Source organism: Acinetobacter sp. 24-47-62 (assembly GCF_056779765.1).
On record NZ_JBWYIN010000001.1, the window covers coordinates 86,986 to 106,974 of the forward strand.

Sequence of the window (19,989 nt, forward strand, 5' to 3'; positions counted from 1 at the left end):
AAACCGCCGTGAGGCGGTATAGAAAATTTTCAGGTATTAAAAAGCACCCTAAGGTGCTTCTTTAAGTAAGTTTCAAAACTATGGGAGTTACTGTTTTGTTCCTAAGTACAGTACTGCGTTCTGCCTATTGCTATTTTCTGCCACTGCATAAAGTGATTTAATTGATGAATCATAATAAACCACACCCTTTACAGACTGTCCCGCTAAGAGACAAGGTGAATAACCAAAAGCTAAATCAACATTGTAGTAAGGTGCATTTTCTTCAACTGCTATTTTCCCCGAGAACGTGCAGCCACTTTGTCCCTTACCTGAAATCACTCCCGTATTTGAAATTGTTAAGGTTGCTTCTTCAATACCTTCAACTATCGCTGATTGACCTATATAAGATCCTGCGATTGTCGTGAGATTGGCTACCGAATTATTTAATTCAGCATCATATAAAGTGTCAAATGTAACCTGATTTGAAGGCGTATAAGTGATCGTTCCATTTAGGCTCTTTTTAGCTTCAAAAGTACCATCAATAGATGTGTCGTAAACTGCACTACCACCAAAATAAAAGTCTTTCCCTTTTATCGCTTTTACTGTGTTACCAGAAACAGTTAAGTCACCAGTCATGAAGCCAGTAATTCCGTTAGAATAAGGTGGTGTATATAGAAACCAGAATTTATTATTTTTATCTACCAACCCAATAACATTTTGCGCTTGATTGGTCTTGCCAGTGTAAACACCAGTGATTTCAGCATTAGCTACAGGTGTTTTATCTCCCTCATTATTAGAAGAAGATGAATTACCCCCGCCACCACCGCAAGCAGTCAATGCCAAAGTTAATAGACCCAATCCAATTACTTTTTTCATGGTTATATCCAAGTTGTTATAAAGTTCCCGCGAACTTTAACCAACTCAAAAGCTTTAATCAATTTATTAACTTATAACCCAGATAAATATCATTAAAATAATAAAGCCGACTATTCCTATTACTATCCAATCAGGCTCAGAAGAGTTGGTTGAACTCATAAGATTATTTTGCGGAGTTTGTTTTTGTGCTTTGCTTTTGTGCGGTTTATATGATGAGTAGGACAATCCAGTACCTGGTGCTGAGATTGTTGTTCTCGTTCCCTTTTTTCCTACGCTCACACGAGCACCTTTGCCACCGACTGATACACTCGAAATGCCTTTCTTTCCAACATTAAGCCTAACACCAGGTGCGACTTTAAAACTCTTTCTAAAATTAAGTCCCATATCAATCACACCCTGTTATCTACAAATTTTCTTAGATGCGCTAATAGAACCATCATTGCAGACAAACTTTGTTCCTTGGCAATGACTAATACCACCCTTTTTTCCTGAACAAGGTTTACGCCCCTTTCCCGCTTCTGCAGTACTCGTAAAAGCAAACATCAAGACAAAAGTTAAACCTAAAATATTTTTCATGTTATTTCCGAAGTTTTTATTAAGTACATCAAAACTTTAATCAAACTTCGTTTAAAAATCAATCAGGGCAGCCTTAGCCACCCTGAGGAAAGTTCTGCAGATCCGCAAACAAATCATCTTCATCATCGCTTTGAGTATCATCTGAACTGGTACTGTCTTCAATCCCCATAAATGCCTCAAGGATCCGACACAGACGCTGAATGCCAACATGGCTGGGAGGACACTGCTTGTGATACGCATTCAATGCTTTGACTCTTGGAAAATCCAATTCATTACGCACATAGTCGTAATCCTTGCCCAATGTAAGCACCAAATGCGTGTACAGCTCCTCCCAGTCTATTCCCCCGAATCAGTGGCCTGCTCGTCTTCACCTGTATAAACCAGACCAGAAGCCCCCATGACCGTTTCAAATACGGCGTTCACGTGACCAATATCAAGTAGTTCATCAGCAATAAATTCGCGGGTAATGTCAGGATAGTTACGCTTTAAAGAGCTATGTGCTACATCTGCCACTAAAGCAAAGTCACTTGGATCAAAGGTTTTAAGCTTTGGCATCAGCTTTTCAGCAGCACCCAAGGATAACGGCGCAAAAATCCAAATCTGGCCATTAATTTTAAGCGGATTACCACGTGGGTTTTCGACCTGGTTAAATTGCATATGGTATTACTCCGAAGTAGTCCATTTGAACACACGGCCTAAATCATCGGCCATTGGCTGGAATTCAAACTCAGGTAGATCGTAATCATCCTGTTTTGAGCTAAACGCAAGCTTATTGCTGACACAGCGGAAGAATTCAATTCCAAAGAATTTACCTTTGTAATCACGCATCAGATCAACACTGAATTCAGGCGTATAACCCATATCCAAGTTACTTACCACACCTGATTTGGCACCTGCCACCATCGCTGTGTATTTAAAGCTGATAAATACCGTTTTACCCACATCAGCTGCTGCAAAGGTATAAACGCCTGTCGCTTCATCCACACTGTATTGACCTGCAACTGGTGCACTCGCCACACGCTTTAATGGAATAGCTTTGGCATCAGTAACGCCTAAATCCTTCATGAATGTACCACTGTTCGGAACGACTGGTGTTACTGACGCTGCAACGACTTCGCCATTGATGGTTTGAGCGACTGCAGTAATACCACCTTCAGTGACCACGCCACCAAAGAAAATGGAATTCAGTAATGCGCCGTTGATGCGACCCATGGTTGCTTTACACTTAATCGAACCTTTACCGCGTGCGGCATCCACGGCGAACTGACCACGCCCATAGAGTTCTTTCAAGTCATAGCTGATATCAACTGACGTTGACTGCAGTACACCCACTTCAACGGGTGTGCCATTGGTGATTGGATTACCGTGCACATCCTGTAATGGTGTGGCAAAGATTTTACCGGCACCAAATAAATATTGAGCCATATCGACCTCTTAAAAATGAAAAACCGCCGTATTGGCGGTCATGGAATTTATAAATTGCTTTAGGTAGTGGTAAGGATCCGAATCGGAATAATGGCAATCCCTTGGTCATCGAGCATGTTTTCCACTGCTTCAAAAACTTCGATAGTGCCTTCGATCCAGCAATGTTCGACCAATCCCCCTAAGGTTTGGTATTCGCAGATATCAGGATGATCAGGCTCAAGCTTGGCACGTACTTGATCAATCATCTGATTCAACTGGACCGACGGCGGTATGGATGGATCTGATTCATGAATGTAAACGTACACTTCCGCTTCAAGTTCAACCTTGGCATCCAAGCCTTTCACTGGCACTTCGGTTTGATTACCTTGCGTCACGAATAAGGCAGGACGGTCATCAGGTGCTACATGATTAAAATGCTTCAAGCGTCGACTGGTGGTTTTAATCCCATCAATACATGAAAGTCGGTCAAACAATGCATGGTAAATGGCTTCACTATTCACTGCTTAATCCCCTTTCAATTGCAGCATCAATATTCTTCGGCACGATCTTCGCCACTTCATCCAATGAATCACGCATAAAACGGCGCTCTTGCATATCGACTTTACGCGAATGAGCCTTAATCATGATTTGACGAGGTGTAATCGGCTGACCAAAGACTTTCTTGATTGTACGCAAATGCGCCTTAATGGCCATCGCACCTTTAAGCCCAAATTCATGAGCAAAGGCATACGGTACCAAGGCACCACCAGCTCCGACTGTACCCTCGATCCAGTCCTTATCCTCTTCCACCTTGGATGAAACGGATCCTCTTAAACGCCCAGACTGCACATTCAAACGCTGACCTGTCAGCATGTCTTCCTGAATGGTGCGCTGAAGTTTAAGTGTGAGTGCATTTACCGTGCGCCGTATTTCAACACGTACACGTTCATTGACCTCGTTAAAATCAACATCAGCATCAACACGGTAATCACTCATACATCACCTACTTTGCAGCAGTTTCCTTTTTAGGTTCTGCTTTGGTTTCAACCGCACGTTTAAAACCATGCGGTGCCAGAATGTGTGCAATATCGGTATCCGACTCAATCACACTTTTTTCAACCTTGTATGTGGTGCCTGCAATTTCAAGCGAAGTCGCTTTAAAGTTTTCAGGCGCTTGATACTTAAATGACATGCCTAGCTCCTAAACAACGAAAGCACCAACACCGATACGATTGGGATTGGTTCCATCATTGCCAACTGGAATTGAATTTTTTAATGCCAGGTAACGCTGACCATAAATACTTTGATTATAAAATGCATCGGTACCAGAACGTGAAAAGCTCACACTCTGACCTGCAATAGTCATACTCGAAGCATCTGAAAAGCTGTTACCAGACTTTGATTTGTGTGCAACTCTGAGAATATGTGCTGCATATAGACCCACAGCACGTTCTTTCAGATCACCAAATTCAAGCGCCGTTACAACAAGACCAGCTTCTTCTAATGCATCGGCAATTTCAGCATCAGAAGTATTTAATAATGTTGTGTCGTACTTAAACTTTAATTTAAAAGCTTGTGGGTCCATAGTTCACCTTATTCAGTGGCTTGAGTAAGTTTTTCTTGCAGCTGTTCAAGGGTTTCATCGTCAGCAAAGGTGATTTCAAGATCAGTCAACGCTTTACGCACATCATCAATCGTGAGCTCAGCAGTTTTGGATTCATCCTTGCCTTTACCTTCATCAGTTTTACCTGATTGTGCACCTTTACCACGACCTGAAGCAGGTTTTTCAACCGCTTCTGCAATTTCTTCAACAGCCAGCTCACCAGCATCAATCAAATGCTTAGCAAACTTATTTTTTTGAAGTGCTTTGTGGTGATTGGCTTCAACTACTACGGCGATACCTTTAGGTAAAGTCACCAGGCCTGCAAAAACAAAAGCGGCATTAGAGCCGCTGTATGTGTATGAATATTTAGCCATGAGGTTTTAATCCTTATGCATGATCAAGGTAACGAAGTGAATCAACACGCTTCAACCAAACGCCCTGGTATTTGTAGTGACCAGGTACAAGTACATCCAGTCCTTTCGGTTGCGCCGTCAGGAACTCAACGCTGTTACCTTTGAATTGAATACATGATGGATCACGGCGATAGATGATTGAACGGTCAGCGCCTGCAGTACCTTTGCCATTACCACGACCAGAACCACGAATCGTTAATGGCTTACCCTGAGTGGTGAAGATGTTGTTTTCTTCAATGTACTTCAGGAATGTTTTACCGCCAGAGTTTGGTACCACACGTGTTGAAAGGTGTGTGTACTGCGCTGATGCCATCAAGTAGGTATCAGGCTCAATAGACGCATCACCGTCAAACAGGTTTGCTGAGTCAGCCAGCGAATTATTGAAGTCGGATAATACCTCTTCAATGGTCGCCGTAGACCAATCATGCTGACCTGTCACAATAGTGACGCCTGTTTGGTTTAAGAAGCCATTCACCTGTTCAAGTTGACCACTCGCATTGGCTTTGGTGTAACCATACCAAGCCACATTCGACATGTGCTTTTCAGCTGCCAAATTTGCAGCCTGAACTTTATCCGCTTCAAGCGTGAGGTTCATTTGCTGTGCGGTCGCCAATTCAACCACTGAATATTGGTAGCCAATCACACCGACTTTCACTGGTAGGCTTACAGTATCGTATTCAACTTCTGCAAGCGGAATATCATCACCTGTACCAGCATAGTCTTCGCCGATACCCACGCCTTTTTTACGAGACAGAATTTCACCACCACCATAAACCGCATTTACATTGGTCACTGGGATGAACTTGGCATAGTCAAGGACCTGTGCAAGCTGTGGTGTAATTTCGTTTTGTTCTTCGATCTTTACGAAGAGCTGTGCTAATGCATCCATGTTGAACGCATCACCAACTTGTGCCTGAATGGCATGTGAAATCGGCGTTAAACGCGCTTTCATTTTTGCTAATTTGCTCATGTTTAATTAAGCTCCACGAAGATTAAGAAGGGCTAAACCATCGGCACCTGTCACGGTTTCCCATGCTGCACCTGGTAATACTGTTCCGTCAGTTGCTGAGCTCGACAAAGAACCCAACGGCGCCGCTGTGGTGCCGTTTGCAGTTTTTACATAAACCACAGCAGTAATATCAGTGATTGGCGCTGTAGGCTTGACCCAAATTGCACCTTCAAACATCACAGGCACCATATCAGCCGCTTTATAGGCTTCTTTACCAGCCGCCGTTTTGCCTGTCTTACCAACGCCGTGGCGTACCACCACACCAAAGCGTGTAGGTGTAGCACCTGCCACAGCCGTTACTGATTTGCCGTCAGTCGTGCGGACAACTACGTCACCGTCATTAACTAAAGTCAGACCTGAAAGCGGTAATGACAGTACAACTTCTTTGGCAGTTAAGCGGCCACGCTGACCGACCACCGCATTTAATTGCTGAACCATGATTCAAGTTCCCCTTAAATTGTTTTGTATGCAGCAGACTTGTCATAACCCTTATTTTCTTTAGGGTCCTGATTATTGTTTTGCTGTTGTTGCTGTTGATGTAATGCATCGCCGACTGCATTGCCTGGTGTGGTCGATTTCACTGCTGACAGTGCACGGAATACCGTGTCGATCTGTTCAGGTTTAGCATCACCCACGGCGACACCACCCAGTACAGCGGTCACCAATGTGTCACCTGCTTTGGCTGCAATCACATCACGTTTGATTTGCTCACATGAACAGCCTTCGGTTTTGATACCTGGTACCAATGCAACAGCATCCGCAACCACTGACGCACGTTCAGCCACGACCTGATCAAGTTTTTCAGGTGTGATTTGGTTTTTTTCAAGATCACCGACTTTTTGCTTCAGTTCGGCATTTTCAGTCTGCAAGGTATCAACCACTGCTTGTACAGCTGGCAATTCATCACCGATGGCAAATTGTTTATCACCGACTTTAAGTTTTGCTGCTTTTAAGTTTTCAAGCTGGTCTTCTTGTTGCTTTACAGCATCAGCTAGCGCTTGATTGTCACCAATCTCAAAGCGAATACCGTTTACTTTAATTTCCATCTTTTTCCCCTTTGGGTTTGGTTTATGGTCACCGACGCGACAATCACCGCCACAGCGACCGTATTTCACCAGCGCCACGTGATTGCCTTTAAAATTGATAAATTTGGCTTGATACGGCGTACCATCAGGTGCCGTGCCTTGTTCAAGGACAAGATCAGCCGCGTAGCCCAATGAGATCTCAACGCGCTCATTGTTTTGGATTAGACCGATACTGTTTTGATCTTTAATGATCAGATCACCGACCAAGAAATCCCCCTCTTGGCGCACATTGAAACATTCGCCAATGTGGTATTCCTTCCAGTTGGAAGCATTGATTTCATTCTTAGGTGGGTGATAGTCCGTTGTATCTACGCCGTCGAATCCTTTAATGACTTCAGGTTTGAATAGATCCTCTGCTGCCACATAGACATTGATGACCTGATCTGCTGAATAGCCTTCCAAATTCGGAAATTCATAAGCGTAGTACTGACGTACTTGAGGCGCTTTGGCCAAACGCACGTTGACGCATTTCAGATACCCTTCTTGAGTAAATGAGCGTGTACTTTCGCTTGGTGCAAAGTCACCAATTTTGAGTTGGTAAATGAGTTTCATGAGTTAATGACTCAGCTTTTGTAAGATTCCACATAAAAGAAGTGCACAAGCTACGATTGCTGCCATGTGTAATAAGCATTGACCAAACAATCCTGAGTCATTATTTGGCTCTGATGCTCCAATTTTTTCCAATGGTGGAGGTGGCACAAATTCAGGTTTAGGCTCAGGTTGCTTAGGTGGATTTCGGGCATTAAAAAAGGGCTTTTTAGCCCTTATTTCTTCCGCTTTCTTTTGTATGTTATTAGCAATGATTTCTAAATCTATTCGATCCATACAATTACTAAAATCTGGATAAATTTGGCAGTCTGAGTAACCACCCTTCATAACATCCCAATCCGTTTCTGACTTGGATACTGCTTTTTTGTTTTGAGCTTCCAGACGGCGATAAAAACGCTCCTTGGAAAATTTCTTTTTACGCATGACATCACCTTTCTGTGGGCAATAAAAAACCCACCGAAGTGGGTTAAATTAGATAAAACATCAAGTGACTTTACTATTGATCTTTAAGTGAATTCATCATTACCGAAGCATCTGCTGCCCAACACTCTAAAGCACAATCTTTATCAAATTTACTTAAACCAATCCCTTCACAACAATTTTTAGTCACTTGTAGAATTTCAATTGAATCCATATTCAACAGCAACTCGATATCGAAGTTCGATTCTTTAAAAACATCAAATAAAGGCTGAAAGTGGGGATCAACCACATCCATAGAAAGATACTTTCCAATCCATTTATTTGCTCTATTTTTTACATCCAACAAAATATCTAGTTTTTGGTCTTGATGCATCTGTAATCCCCTGCATATCGCAAGATACTTTAAACCAACCTATTAAATCAGTCGATCAAAATATCCTCATAATTCGGCAACGCCGTGCATCGGCATTTGATCTTCTGCCCAGGATGCCCACCCTTAGGCGGTGTATCCCATCGAAAGGTTTTACCATGATGGCTTCGGCATAACGGACGAACCTTTTCATCCTTTGATGTTAAATAATCGTAAGTCGTTACACCTAAAGACGTCTGACGCTTCTTATTGATAGCGCCGTTGATCTTACCCATCTGATCGGCTGCAATCAGTCGTGCACGATTGTCTGTGCTATGACCGAGTTTTTTTATTTCCTGAGCCAGTTCCTGATTAGTTTGCCCTGTCTGCAAGGCATTCATCACCAACGCTTCAAGCTTATCAGTGTACTGACTTGGAATCGATTTAATCAAAGATACGTTTGCAGCAATCTGATTATCGATTTCATCCTGAATATCAGCGCCACGGAAAAACGGAGTAAGGTCCACACCAAGAATGGTCTTGGTATGACTAGCAATCTGCTTATCAACATCCTTGCTGGTATCCATAACCACTTTAGTGGCCAAAGATACCGACACTTCCATGGTGTACTTGATCATCTTTTCACGTAACGCCGTGAATAGATCCGTCACCCAGCTATCACCAATATTCCGCCCTACAGTGGGTAAAACTAGATCCTTGGTTTGTTCCTGGCAATATTTGGAGATTTCCAAAAGCTGACGAGTATAGAACAGCTCAACACGGCGATTTACCTTGACTGCCTTAGGTTTAGCCTTGCGTCCTTTCTTACTTTTCTTGATCTGCTGAAGCTGAGGCTTAAGGATCTGTATGATCGTCGTCATTGGCTGTCACCATGGTTTCCAGCAATTTGATGTGATCTTCACTAATCACAGAGTAAACGCCATCAATATTAAGCTGACGTGCGATCTGAGGCTCAGTAATGATTCCCATATTGAGATACTTTTCATCACGCTCAGCATTGGCTTTTTCCACCTCTGCACGGACTTTCGCATCTAATTGCCAAAGTGGATTAAACACGACATTTAGTTCAGGAAATTGGCGTCCAAACGTAGACTGACAGATCACGCCAAGGAACCTCATCAAGATCGGCTTGAGGTCCCATTCCTGCTTAGTGGCAATTGAGTCGTAATAGTTGCGAGTATCATGCTCACCAGTGGCATTCATACCTGCAGGTGATTGGCCAAACAGAATCGTATATGGGATATCTGCGGCACCCGCCGTCTGTACTGAAAATTCACGCATCATGTCAGGCAGGCCTGCGAAGTTATACGTCTTGGAGCTGTATTCTTCTTCGGCATCAAGGACCAACATGCCGTTTAAGCTTTTCATCAGCCCCACAGACATGAAACGTTCCATGACGCCTTTCATATCCTCTCTAATCTTATCGACCAAGTTCGGCGTTTGAATGACATCAATCTTTGATTCATGAATAAGGCTAGCAGATCCACGCTTTACACTGGCATGGTCAAGTAGATCCTCATAGACTTCTTGCAGAATGCATTGAGGCTCTTCATTCACCACATCAGCATGAGCAATGCGAATTAGACGAGTATGATGAATGCGCTTTTTCGCCTCACTCCCCATTTTCATTTCGTAAAATTCAGGCTGCTTCAATAGTCCACAGCATGCCGACGGCGGCAAATACGAGTTCTTATCTGGTGTGATGTATTTCTTTTTCACGACCGTGAAGAATTCCAAACGACCTTGGCCAAGCTTAGAAATATCTAAAGGTTGATCTAATGCAGCGCCGTCAGCCGTTCCAAGCAGGATATACACAACGCCGTAGAGGCGAGACTGGATTAAGCCTGATAAAAGTACATGCTCTAAGTTAAATGCCTTACACGCTTCCTCAAGGCGTTTTAAATCATCACCTTGAATGCCTTCATAGAACCATCCAGCACGAAGCATGTCCGATGCGGGACGATTGACAATACGGCGTGCAAGCCAATTCTGATACACCGCTTCAAGTTGATCATCGTCAATGTCTTTACGGACGAACTTGCCACCTGTGGCTTTGTCACGCTCGGTACCAATATTGGATACCAAATTGGTATATGCACCAGCATCACCAATAGCGTTGATTGCCTGTTTTACTGCATCTGCTACAAGCGTTTTAATTTTACCGCCTGTATCAGACTTTTTATCTTTAGCCATAAATACCTCTAATCAAATACAGTCGGCTTTTTCGCAAGTGAGTCATTAATCGCATCGATGGTAGGGTCCCATTGGTCATCATGCTCATGTGTGAAGTCGGCTTTAAGACCCTCGATTTCTTCAACATAATTCAATAACCATGGTGCACTCACAGGTAGAACAACACGGCGATCTTCAACATAGAACACCACATCCATAGTACGAGTCAGCTTGTCTGTATCACGCTGAATCGCTTTGATCGGTAAAGTGGTTTCACGCGAAATGTTTTGAATCAGCATCGTTCCAGATGCTTTATCCTCGATGGCCATGTATCGAAGCTTGCCGATCTTGGTGTTGCTTTCCTTATGCTTATTGATGAAATCCTTGGCTTCCTTAATCAGCTCAGGGGCTTCCCATTTGCCACGGCGCACGTCGATGATGTACAGGCGATTGTCATAACCAAGCCCTGCACATAAGAACACTGAATAGTCGTTATGCTCTTTGGTTTTTTGCGCCGTATCTACCCATATCGCACGCCACTTGAGTACTGGTAACTCATGGTACCGATCGAACCATTCAGCCTTAACAAGGTCACCACCGAGCTTTTTAGGCTCTTGCTGATACTGACTGCTGAACGTATAACGCGACACTGTAGCGCCGTCTTTATCCTGACCGCCTTTCTCTAACTGCAGTAATGACTGTAACGACTCTTTCAGCGGCCAGTAGCTTTGACGTCCTTTCTCATCACGTTCGACATCACGTGGCACTTTCTTACGAATATGCTCAGGCAATGAGTTGATATAGTCATCATCAATCAGTGCTGGTATCGAGATCTGATGCCATTTCCCTGGCACGTTGCCAGTCATCACAAAGTTGGTCGGATCCTCAACGTGTAAACGCTGCATGATCAGAATAATTGGTGTGGATGATTTGGCTTTACGTGAGTTGACTGTGTTCAGAATCTTACGATTTGCCTTGTTACGTGCCGTCTTACTAAATGCATCTTCAGGCTTGAGCGGATCGTCCAGAATAATCGCACCGGTAAATCCAGCATCTGCCAAAGTACCTGCACGGCGGCCCGTAACCTGACCACCCATTGAGGCACTATACACGTGCCCCGCTTCATATCCATCTACAGTCGTTTTCCAACTTGCCTTAGCATCGGTACTGGTTGAGATCTTCACAGGCCATAAGCCCTGAAAATCAGCCGATTTCACGATGTTTCGCGCCGTAGATGACACATCCTCTACAAGTGACTGCGAGAATGATAAATATAAGAATCGTGAACGCTGATTCCGTGCGATACCACGTGCGATCAAATTGGTCAGTAATTCAGTTTTACCTGAACCTGGTGGGACGTTGATAACCAAGTTTTCAATGCGACCAGCAATGACTTCATCAATTGCCCATGCAATATATTCATGGTGCCAATTGACTGAGAACTTAAACCCCATACGAGGCATGAAAAAACGGCGTGTGAAAAATAGATGTTCACGTTCGCATTTCTCACGTTCAATCTTTATCTCAAGCGGTCTAGTATTTACTTTCGAGTTCATCTAACACCTGCTTCACTAATTCAGGGCTAGCATCCACGTAGGTAACATTTTCGCTTTGTAATGGTCCACCACCTGCGCCAGTCAATTCTGTTTTATTGGTGTACTTGCCACCGACATCTTCAGCCACCTGTTTAAGAATGGTCAGCTGTAAAATCGGATTGCGTTTGTTCTGTGGGTTATTCAGCAAATTCTCATAATGACGTAAGCGCACGGCGAGATTCGCCAAGGGCATTTCATCTGTGTTTTTACGGAACTGCTCCCGGGTTTTATAAAACTCGTCAGCTAATGCTTTACTGAGGTTTTGCCCTGTCCGTTTGGTTGGGTCGTATGCCTCACACTGCTGACGTGAAATAGTGATGCCAAACTCTTGTTGGACAAGCTCAACGGTTTCAGTAGGTGTATTCCACTGCGCTAAGCTACGCACGATAAAGAGTTTGTGCTTTTGATTTAGCGTTGCCATTGCTCTTTATCCGTCCAACTTCGTCCAACTTAATGGACAAAAAAATTTAAACGACCTTCAGGAAGCAAGTACCACACGCATGGTAAATATCGGCTCTTGAAATTTCAGGTCGCTGTTTCGCTGCATCAATCATGGTTTGAACTTCTTCGCTTGCACCATAACGGCGTACCACACCAGTGAATTCCTCCACGTCATGCCCTTTGATCTCAAGCTTTGGTAAACCTGTTTCACGGTTAAATTGTGGGATACCCCATTCATCACGCTTATGTGCAATGTGGTAAAGCTCATGCTCAACCAGTGCACAAAAGGCAATATCATTCGCCACTTGGGCAAATTTGGCATCAACCGTAATGAGATATTCAGGAACTTGACCAAACCATTGTTCAAATTGTTCTTCTTGGCGTGCTTTCTTCCATCCACCCATATTGATCATGACTTTTTCAGCTTGACCAACGACAAAGCGCCCCTGTTTTATAAATCCGCCGTTTGCCCACATCACGGCGATCTGTGGCCAGTAAAATGAGTCCAGGTGAATATGATCAGGGTTAAATACTTCAGAATGTTCATTTAGGAATACAGCTTTAATCCATGCCCATAGTTCTGGTGCCGGCATAAAGTTAGGTGTATCCAAATCGAATATTTCTTTTGGTGGGTATGGTCGAACTGGTATGGCTTGTCCGAGGTCATTCATAGATTCCACCCATTAAAAAACCCGCCATAAGACGGGTTTTTTTGTATACATATTAGGCTTGAAGCATCTTTTCTGCACTCGCAGCTAAAAATGCTGAGCGTGATTTATAACGATTATCTTTTTTCACACGGTCATCAATTAAATGAATTAATCGACTTGGCAATGTAACGTTTACTTTCTCAGCCTTACCTAAATAACGACTGACATCTACGTCTACAACCGCCCAAACCATTCCTTTATAGTCATCATTGTCGAAAAAATTAACAGCTTCTGAAGCTAAAGGAATCTCCTCTCCATCTTCTGCTAAGATTTCTAAATGACCTGCAATTGCCTCTTTGACATTCTCCAGAGCCTCTTCAAAAGTTTCTCCTGCTGAAAAACACCCTTGAATATCAGGGACAATCACACCGAAGGCTTCTTTATTTGAGCCTCTTTCAACTGCGATTGGGTATAACATGTAACTTCTCCAAAAAAAGGGTCAATCTGTCTGGGAAATGCTGCGGGTCACTTTAGACCCGCTTGCTTCAGAATGCTATTCACAGTGCCTGGTGGTAAATCCTTTATAGGATGAGGAATTGTGACCAATCCCTTTTTAGTTGGATGTTTAAAGTGATGATGATCACCTTTACATCTAACCTGATACCAACCGTCTGCTTCAATCATTCTGATTAAATCCAGACTTTTCATTTAACCCTCCATATTTAAATTATGGAGAAAGTATAACCCTAGAGTTATCCGTGAGCAATAACCCTAGAGTTATATTTATTGTTATTTCTATGTAACTAATATATTCCTTAAGTTTCGAATGCGCTCCTTGAGCACAATCATGATTTCATCAATCGCAATCATTTGATGGCGCTTAAGTCCTGAATGGCTGAGGTTTTGATATTTAGCCAGCTCCGCACAACAGAACTTCAAATCTTGTTTAGCTTGCACACGATCTTTCATTTCAATCTCCGCACGGCGCTACTGTATAAAATAAAAACCCTGCCAATATCTAGAATTGAGCAGGGTTTTGTTTGCATTAATACGGTCGGAGAATGAATTTTTAACTAGTTATATCTCTATCACTTCTTTAAAAAATCCCTAATTAATTCCAATGAAGAATTTGTATTATTTGAATTAATTCGCTCTTTCTCAAGTTCTATAGTGGATTGCCCATTTTCTAAAATAAAGTTTCGCTCAGTTTTAGAAAGGTGCTCCAGAACAGTTGATAGAAGCTTATGATTTTTGATTGATTTCGCTAACTGTATCGATAGGTATTTTGCTTCCATGTTTGTTATTTCATTTTGAAAATATTTTATATCGTCTAGGCTTTTTTTATATAAATTTAGAAAGAAAAAGACTAATAACGCAATTAAAACAAACAAGGATATCCGTGGAAATGAATAACTTAATAGTTCTATAGTGCTACCTACAGTAGGCAATCTTTGAATAAATAAATAGGCCATATAGCCACCTAGACCACTTATTAAAACTCCAATAACTAAATTAAAATTTCCTCTTTTAAATAAGCTATCTTTTTCACCCTGAAGTCTACTTATTGACCTGTAAATATTCTCGCTCAAAATTTCATCGATAAAATTCTGTTCAACTTTTTTTTCCAAATTTTTTAAAAAGACATCAGTAGATTCATTAAATATTTTTTCCTGAATTTTATTGACAATATCCTGCCTTTCTTCGGGAGTCATTATCAAACTTAGGCCTTTAATGTCATCAATTTTTTTTTCTAATTCTGAAATTTTTTTAATTTGATCTTTAAGCTCTTCAGATTCTTTCTTATAAATATTGTTAGATTTTAACTCTATATCAAAATTCTCTATCTTGGTTTTTTGATTTGAGTAGTTTAAATATGCAATCATGCCAGAAGCTAAAGCAATAATAGAAGTTAACATTCCCAGCCATGGGAGAAAATCCGGAATCAACAACTCAGTAACTACACTCATGATTTGATAAAACTTATAAATATTTAATTAAATTGTAACAACATCATATAACCTATGCCATTAAAAAAGCCCACCATTTGGCGAGCTTTTAAATCAACTTAGTGCATCAACGTACACTTCGGTCACTATATCACAAATATGCCATACCCTGTGCGCACATTCAAGCTGATTTTTCAGCCTTTTTCTCGAATATATCTATCTTGAATCGAGGATAACGAGACTTGATAAATGCCAATCCGCACTTAATGTCCTGGCGAATTTGCAGAACCGATGTGTCGTTACTTTCAGCGATATCACGTAATGAATTGCCCATCACGTAATGTGACCAAAGTGCAGATACCCACTCTTGTACAATTTCATCATTGATGGCTTGAATATCTAAGATCAACTTATGAATCGCACGTGCTTCATTGTTATCGATCTGACAGCATGTGCCACGGCGTTGTACACATAATCGATCTTTAAGTTTTTCATCCTGCATGTACATCGCAAGCAATTTTTCACGCTGTTCTTGAGTAATGCGTTTGGTCGGCATAGTCTTCACGACCATCACCATAGTTTCACTGTCTCCATTCATCCATGCCCCAAACTGGCGTAACCAGTCTTCAAAGCTAAACTTAGCCCAATTTGTTGCTTGCATAATTGTCAGCGCTGCATTCATCCTAAATCCCCTACCATCTTCTCAATTTGCTGGATCGCGTGACCTGACTTCACTTGCTCTGTACTAAAACGTATTACCTGATAACCCAGCATCGTTGCTGAGTTATATTTTTCCATGTCACCGATATACCCCTTGCCTCTGGTATGGCGTCCACCACTCCATATACCGCCTTCAACCTCAATCAATATTTTCTTGCCGATTAGGTGAAAATCAGCTTTCCATTTGCGTTTGGGATGGAACCTAAATTCCTGCTCAAACTGAATTTTCACCGCACGCAATTGCATGGCCAAAGTGGACTCACCTACACTTTCACGTGCTGCTTTAACCGTTGGACGCTTACGCCCCTTTTTCGGTTTTTCGATTCCTAACATCTTGTAGTATTCAGCCAATGAGTAACTCGTCATTAATCACCACAAGTCCTAATAGTAAAAATTTTTTTTGTTTTTTCTGTCGGCGTAAATCCAGCTGGATTCGAATCATCTCGGGTTACATAGCCAGCTTTTTCCAACTGCGTTAAGTAGCGCTGTGCGGAACGACGAGTTTTGCCTGTCCATCCTAAGACATCGCTAGTGCTCGTTTTTCCTCGCTTAATCATCATTTGGCGTAATACCACTAACATCTGCTCAGCTTGCGATAAAGCTTGTTTTGATCTACACCAATCCATCGTTTGAAAGTCATACTCTACTTTTTGTTGTGCCATATCCTTTCCCCATCAACAGATCCAAAACCACAGATCAAACATGCAACGTCATAACCGTGTTCACATGCTTCAAGTTGAATTACTTCGACATCACTTGGTGAGCACATAAACGGCGTACCGTCATTCAATCGACCAAATACACGACCATCTTCCAGACGATCTATAACGCCGTGGCCAGTGAAGCGATTACCTGAAAACTCAGTACGTGATTCAGAAACAAAATCCACTTTTACGTTATTACCTACTTGCATCGTTTAGCCCCCAAACTGATCTACAACGCATGATTTGATTCGTGCATCTTGCCAATTACACTCAACGATATTTAATCCCTCGTGCTGGAATCGAGACCACAGTCGGTCACCTAAATCTTCTTTAAGTTTTTGTACTGTCAAATTAGAAATTAACATTGTGGGTTTGGCTTCGTCGTACCGTGAATAAAGAACCTTGTGAACCAGCTGGAGTCGATTTTCATGGCGATCATGCAAACCATATTCATCAAGTATTAAAAGATCAGTATCGGTGAATCGGTAAATCGCTGCAGCTTCACTGTCATCAGCTTTCTTCCAAGCATTTGCAATTTCATTAGCCATATCCTCTGACGTGATGTATCTAACAAATAAACCCTTGTTAAGCAGTGTTCTTGCAGTCGCACAGCCCAAATGCGTTTTGCCTGTACCAGTCTTACCAGACAAAATTAAATTTCTTTTTTCACCTTCAATCATTGCTTTGGAAAACGATATGCAGCTTTTGAGTGCAAAACTTTGTCCAGGTAATTCTGTCGTATAATTTCTAAATCCAGAATGCATGTGACGATGTGGAATCATGGCACCAGCGAAATGAAGTTCACGAACTCTTTGATCAACTTTCTCTTGATGGTTTTTATTTGATTCCGCTACTAATTTTTTGGCACATTCAGGACAAATTTGATTCGGTCCTGCCTGAATTTTTTGGATCTTGTGCACAGTGCAGTAGGCTGCAACTTGCTTGAACTTCATTGAAAGCATGTGGTTCATACGAAATCCTCTGGTATTTCAACCGCTGATACTTCACCCTGATACTGTGGAATATCAGCCCAGGCATCATTAACGTTGCGTCCATGATTTTGTGATAGTCGGCTGCCTAATTTTTCAGTCTCTCTCACAGCTTTCGTAATTTGTTTTTCAAACTCCTGAATCAACCAAGCTGCAAATTTTCTCGTTTTTTGGTTTTCAGTAAGATTTATTTTGTTTTCCCAATGAGCATTAAAATTTCCTAGGTGAAAATTGAAATCAGGAAGTGCGATTATTTCATCTGCTCGATTACTGAATTTTGTTTGAAAGATTACTGTCTTCAAAAAATTTAAATTTGGATTCCACTGTTCTACGAAATCGTTTTTTTCGTGCACGTTTTCTTGTGTGTGTGTTTCTTTAATATTTTCTTTAAGTGTTTCTTTAATAGGGTCCCGTTTGGCGGTACTAGTCCCGTCACCTTTCACGGTACTAGTCCCGTCCCGTTTAGAGGTACTACCCTCAGATGGTACTAGTCCCTTTTTGCGGTACTGGTTAAGCGTCAAGAAATACTCATTTAAACATCCTGTTTTTCTCTCAACATGAATTAAAAAACAGTCTTCAAGTTCTTTAATCGCTGACATAGCGGTATCACGTTTTTTTAAACCGCAATACTTTTGAAATTGAGTGATTGAAATAGTGTGAGATTCACGCCCAAAACCTACAGTTTGGCGAACAATGAACATTAAACATTTGAAAGCTTTATCACTTAAATCAGCCATAATCTCGCCATCAATAAGCAAATTAGGCATTCTTGTGTAGCTCTCGTCTTTGTCAGACATAGCATGTCGCTCTTTCTTGGGGAATTGAACCACTTCACCTTGCGAATCAAATGGATCATGTGCTAAATTTGATTTCATATTCATATTTGATTTACCTTGAATTGAATAACCTGAAGAAGCCTGACCTCGACCGTCAGGCTTTTTCGTCTACGCATGCATGAATTTGCGAATCCAGCTTTGCTAAAAATAAATGCAGTTGATGTATGACTTTGGACATGTCCAAGGCTTCACCTTGCGTAATTCGACCATCTGCCATCATTTCTCTAAAGACTTCACATACATCCCCACCACCCTTACCTATGCTTAAAACTAGATCTGTTAGCGCCGTATCTCTACATTCGGGAATCTGAGGAAGATCAATTGAGACCTTTCCGTGTTCAGCATTAAATGCTTGCAAAATTCTGCAATCCCCCGTGATCGCGATTAACTTTGAAGCTTCGACCAGCGTTAGATGATGTGTTTCCGTATTTGGATTGACTTTACTGTTCAGCACAGCAGGACTTTTAATACCAAGACGTGGCGCAAGTGCATTTGCTCCGCCTGGATAATCGTGAACTGTGTTATATGCAGCATCAGTGATGTTCATTCGTATTCCCTTTGAACGTGTTTTTAGGCAGATGCTTTATTACTATTTTGGTTGTTCACTTCATTTCTAGGAATCAACCCAAAATGTTGCAAAATCTCGGTTTCCGATACTTGACCATTACTTGCTTGAGCCAAAGATTTTCTAAGATTTTTTCTTGGCTCTTTATAGCCATAAAGTAAGTGTGTTTTTAAATAACCCACTGTAGTACCAGCATTTTTTGCATAGATCTCTAAATCACTAGGATTTAATTCATTAATAAAATCTCTAAAATTCATAGATTGACCCTCTCATATGAATTCAAATATTACCTTTTAGGTAATGTAAATACAACCTTTTTTCTTGTTTACCTTTTTGGTGATAAATCTACAATTGATAAGTGTGTCTCGTCACACTGAAATAGGAATACTATGGACAGCAAATCAATCAGATACAAAAACACTCGCATCCTTGTTGATCAAGTCGGCGGAGTATCCAGTTTTGCTGAGAAAATTGGTAAAGGACAATCCCAAACCAGTCAGTTCGCAGGTACAAATCCCATAAAAGGAATTGGTAATAAGGTTGCTCGTGAAATCGAAGATGCATTCGATAAACCACATGGTTGGTTAGACATTCCGCATGTCGATGAAAAAGCAATATTAGTATCAAATATTTCTTCCCCAATCCCTATCGCTGGTCGCCTAGTTCCAGTTATTTCATGGGTTCAAGCAGGATCTTGGACTTCAGTTGACTCAGTACCTAATGGCACACAATTTGAAGAATGGTTGCCCCCTAATCCTAAGTGTGGAAAGAATGGGTATGGATTGGAAGTCGTTGGAGAATCCATGATGCCTGACTTTAGACCAGGCGATAAGATTTATGTAAATCCCGATTTTCAAACGGCGGATCTAAGAACTGGAGATCTTGTAATCGTAGCTTGTGAGGGTGATGCTGAGGCCACGTTTAAAAAACTAATATTAGAAAGCGGTAATGTTTACCTTCAACCGTTAAACCCTAACTGGCCTGAGCAAACAATTGCTTTAGTTGATGGATGTAAGTTAGTAGGTAAGGTAGTTGGGTTGTATCGGGATGTTTAATATAAAAGCTCAATAGTGCTTACAAGTAATAC

The 19,989-nt window shown here is 41.7% G+C and carries 34 protein-coding genes; 1 reads left to right on the forward strand and 33 read right to left on the reverse strand.

The features are described from left to right. Positions 1-87: 87 nt before the first annotated feature. The 33 genes from AC1M87_RS00415 to AC1M87_RS00575 form a co-directional block, all read right to left on the reverse strand. Complete coding sequence (locus AC1M87_RS00415; RefSeq protein ID WP_481592628.1) at positions 88-855, reverse strand: hypothetical protein; 768 nt, start codon at positions 853-855, stop codon at positions 88-90. Between the two features lie 66 nt (positions 856-921). Further along, positions 922-1,239 carry a DUF4236 domain-containing protein gene (locus tag AC1M87_RS00420; protein WP_481592629.1) on the reverse strand — a complete coding sequence of 106 codons (318 nt, stop codon included), beginning with the start codon at positions 1,237-1,239 and terminating at the stop codon, positions 922-924. Positions 1,240-1,254: 15 nt separating this feature from the next. Next, entirely contained in the window at positions 1,255-1,398 is a 144-nt protein-coding gene (locus AC1M87_RS00425; protein WP_458773076.1) for a YdcA family protein, read from the reverse strand. A gap of 106 nt (positions 1,399-1,504) precedes the next feature. Further along, a complete protein-coding gene (locus AC1M87_RS00430; protein WP_481592753.1) occupies positions 1,505-1,741 on the reverse strand; it encodes a hypothetical protein in 237 nt (78 codons plus the stop codon). Between the two features lie 26 nt (positions 1,742-1,767). After that, positions 1,768-2,088 carry a hypothetical protein gene (locus tag AC1M87_RS00435; RefSeq protein ID WP_481590000.1) on the reverse strand — a complete coding sequence of 107 codons (321 nt, stop codon included), beginning with the start codon at positions 2,086-2,088 and terminating at the stop codon, positions 1,768-1,770. A 6-nt stretch (positions 2,089-2,094) separates the two neighbouring features. Continuing rightward, complete coding sequence (locus AC1M87_RS00440) at positions 2,095-2,856, reverse strand: hypothetical protein (protein ID WP_481592630.1); 762 nt, start codon at positions 2,854-2,856, stop codon at positions 2,095-2,097. Between the two features lie 59 nt (positions 2,857-2,915). Further along, entirely contained in the window at positions 2,916-3,356 is a 441-nt protein-coding gene (locus tag AC1M87_RS00445; protein WP_481592631.1) for a hypothetical protein, read from the reverse strand. After that, positions 3,349-3,831, reverse strand: a complete 483-nt coding sequence (locus AC1M87_RS00450) for a hypothetical protein (protein WP_481592632.1) — start codon at positions 3,829-3,831, stop codon at positions 3,349-3,351. The genes AC1M87_RS00445 and AC1M87_RS00450 overlap by 8 nt, the downstream gene beginning before the upstream one ends. A gap of 7 nt (positions 3,832-3,838) precedes the next feature. After that, positions 3,839-4,027, reverse strand: coding sequence for a hypothetical protein (locus tag AC1M87_RS00455; protein ID WP_481592633.1), 189 nt, complete (start codon positions 4,025-4,027; stop codon positions 3,839-3,841). Between the two features lie 9 nt (positions 4,028-4,036). Next, positions 4,037-4,420 (reverse strand): DUF4054 domain-containing protein, encoded by a 384-nt coding sequence (locus AC1M87_RS00460; protein WP_179998030.1) that lies wholly within the window; start codon positions 4,418-4,420, stop codon positions 4,037-4,039. Between the two features lie 8 nt (positions 4,421-4,428). Beyond that, the gene (locus tag AC1M87_RS00465; protein WP_481592634.1) at positions 4,429-4,812 is read right to left on the reverse strand and encodes a hypothetical protein; all 384 of its coding nucleotides are present in this window, start codon (positions 4,810-4,812) and stop codon (positions 4,429-4,431) included. Positions 4,813-4,825: 13 nt separating this feature from the next. Beyond that, on the reverse strand, positions 4,826-5,821 hold the full coding sequence (locus AC1M87_RS00470) for a DUF2184 domain-containing protein (protein ID WP_481592635.1): 996 nt from the start codon (positions 5,819-5,821) through the stop codon (positions 4,826-4,828). 6 nt (positions 5,822-5,827) lie between these two features. Continuing rightward, a complete protein-coding gene (locus AC1M87_RS00475; RefSeq protein ID WP_481592636.1) occupies positions 5,828-6,298 on the reverse strand; it encodes a structural cement protein Gp24 in 471 nt (156 codons plus the stop codon). Between the two features lie 14 nt (positions 6,299-6,312). Continuing rightward, a complete protein-coding gene (locus tag AC1M87_RS00480; RefSeq protein WP_481592637.1) occupies positions 6,313-7,497 on the reverse strand; it encodes a DUF2213 domain-containing protein in 1,185 nt (394 codons plus the stop codon). A 3-nt stretch (positions 7,498-7,500) separates the two neighbouring features. After that, positions 7,501-7,917 (reverse strand): hypothetical protein, encoded by a 417-nt coding sequence (locus tag AC1M87_RS00485; protein ID WP_481592638.1) that lies wholly within the window; start codon positions 7,915-7,917, stop codon positions 7,501-7,503. Between the two features lie 73 nt (positions 7,918-7,990). After that, positions 7,991-8,287, reverse strand: a complete 297-nt coding sequence (locus AC1M87_RS00490; protein WP_481589990.1) for a hypothetical protein — start codon at positions 8,285-8,287, stop codon at positions 7,991-7,993. Positions 8,288-8,334: 47 nt separating this feature from the next. Beyond that, positions 8,335-9,144: a phage head morphogenesis protein gene (locus AC1M87_RS00495; protein WP_481592639.1), complete on the reverse strand. Its 810-nt coding sequence runs from the start codon at positions 9,142-9,144 to the stop codon at positions 8,335-8,337. Further along, positions 9,119-10,477: a DUF1073 domain-containing protein gene (locus AC1M87_RS00500; protein ID WP_481592640.1), complete on the reverse strand. Its 1,359-nt coding sequence runs from the start codon at positions 10,475-10,477 to the stop codon at positions 9,119-9,121. Before AC1M87_RS00500 ends, AC1M87_RS00495 begins: the two co-directional genes overlap by 26 nt. A gap of 8 nt (positions 10,478-10,485) precedes the next feature. After that, entirely contained in the window at positions 10,486-12,012 is a 1,527-nt protein-coding gene (terL, locus tag AC1M87_RS00505; RefSeq protein WP_481592641.1) for a phage terminase large subunit, read from the reverse strand. After that, positions 11,990-12,472, reverse strand: coding sequence for a DUF2280 domain-containing protein (locus AC1M87_RS00510; protein ID WP_168396906.1), 483 nt, complete (start codon positions 12,470-12,472; stop codon positions 11,990-11,992). Before AC1M87_RS00510 ends, terL begins: the two co-directional genes overlap by 23 nt. Before the next feature lie 46 nt (positions 12,473-12,518). Then, entirely contained in the window at positions 12,519-13,163 is a 645-nt protein-coding gene (locus tag AC1M87_RS00515; protein ID WP_481592642.1) for a putative metallopeptidase, read from the reverse strand. Positions 13,164-13,215: 52 nt separating this feature from the next. Then, positions 13,216-13,620: a type II toxin-antitoxin system HicB family antitoxin gene (locus tag AC1M87_RS00520; protein ID WP_481592643.1), complete on the reverse strand. Its 405-nt coding sequence runs from the start codon at positions 13,618-13,620 to the stop codon at positions 13,216-13,218. 47 nt (positions 13,621-13,667) lie between these two features. Then, the gene (locus AC1M87_RS00525; RefSeq protein WP_481592644.1) at positions 13,668-13,850 is read right to left on the reverse strand and encodes a type II toxin-antitoxin system HicA family toxin; all 183 of its coding nucleotides are present in this window, start codon (positions 13,848-13,850) and stop codon (positions 13,668-13,670) included. An 87-nt stretch (positions 13,851-13,937) separates the two neighbouring features. Further along, a complete protein-coding gene (locus AC1M87_RS00530; RefSeq protein ID WP_481592645.1) occupies positions 13,938-14,111 on the reverse strand; it encodes a hypothetical protein in 174 nt (57 codons plus the stop codon). Between the two features lie 119 nt (positions 14,112-14,230). Continuing rightward, positions 14,231-15,109 (reverse strand): hypothetical protein, encoded by an 879-nt coding sequence (locus tag AC1M87_RS00535; protein ID WP_481592646.1) that lies wholly within the window; start codon positions 15,107-15,109, stop codon positions 14,231-14,233. 160 nt (positions 15,110-15,269) lie between these two features. Then, positions 15,270-15,770, reverse strand: coding sequence for a hypothetical protein (locus AC1M87_RS00540; protein WP_346792894.1), 501 nt, complete (start codon positions 15,768-15,770; stop codon positions 15,270-15,272). Then, complete coding sequence (locus AC1M87_RS00545) at positions 15,767-16,174, reverse strand: DUF559 domain-containing protein (RefSeq protein ID WP_481592647.1); 408 nt, start codon at positions 16,172-16,174, stop codon at positions 15,767-15,769. Before AC1M87_RS00545 ends, AC1M87_RS00540 begins: the two co-directional genes overlap by 4 nt. Then, positions 16,174-16,470 carry a hypothetical protein gene (locus AC1M87_RS00550; protein WP_481592648.1) on the reverse strand — a complete coding sequence of 99 codons (297 nt, stop codon included), beginning with the start codon at positions 16,468-16,470 and terminating at the stop codon, positions 16,174-16,176. The genes AC1M87_RS00545 and AC1M87_RS00550 overlap by 1 nt, the downstream gene beginning before the upstream one ends. Then, a complete protein-coding gene (locus AC1M87_RS00555; RefSeq protein WP_481592649.1) occupies positions 16,452-16,721 on the reverse strand; it encodes a hypothetical protein in 270 nt (89 codons plus the stop codon). Before AC1M87_RS00555 ends, AC1M87_RS00550 begins: the two co-directional genes overlap by 19 nt. A gap of 3 nt (positions 16,722-16,724) precedes the next feature. Then, positions 16,725-17,483 carry an ATP-binding protein gene (locus AC1M87_RS00560; RefSeq protein WP_481592650.1) on the reverse strand — a complete coding sequence of 253 codons (759 nt, stop codon included), beginning with the start codon at positions 17,481-17,483 and terminating at the stop codon, positions 16,725-16,727. Continuing rightward, the gene (locus tag AC1M87_RS00565; protein ID WP_481592651.1) at positions 17,480-18,382 is read right to left on the reverse strand and encodes a replication protein; all 903 of its coding nucleotides are present in this window, start codon (positions 18,380-18,382) and stop codon (positions 17,480-17,482) included. Before AC1M87_RS00565 ends, AC1M87_RS00560 begins: the two co-directional genes overlap by 4 nt. Before the next feature lie 49 nt (positions 18,383-18,431). Continuing rightward, on the reverse strand, positions 18,432-18,884 hold the full coding sequence (locus AC1M87_RS00570; RefSeq protein WP_481587469.1) for a phage regulatory CII family protein: 453 nt from the start codon (positions 18,882-18,884) through the stop codon (positions 18,432-18,434). Positions 18,885-18,907: 23 nt separating this feature from the next. Beyond that, complete coding sequence (locus tag AC1M87_RS00575) at positions 18,908-19,159, reverse strand: hypothetical protein (protein ID WP_481587470.1); 252 nt, start codon at positions 19,157-19,159, stop codon at positions 18,908-18,910. 132 nt (positions 19,160-19,291) lie between these two features. Between AC1M87_RS00575 and AC1M87_RS00580 the strand changes: the two genes are divergently transcribed. After that, on the forward strand, positions 19,292-19,957 hold the full coding sequence (locus AC1M87_RS00580) for a LexA family protein (RefSeq protein WP_481592652.1): 666 nt from the start codon (positions 19,292-19,294) through the stop codon (positions 19,955-19,957). Positions 19,958-19,989: the final 32 nt, after the last annotated feature.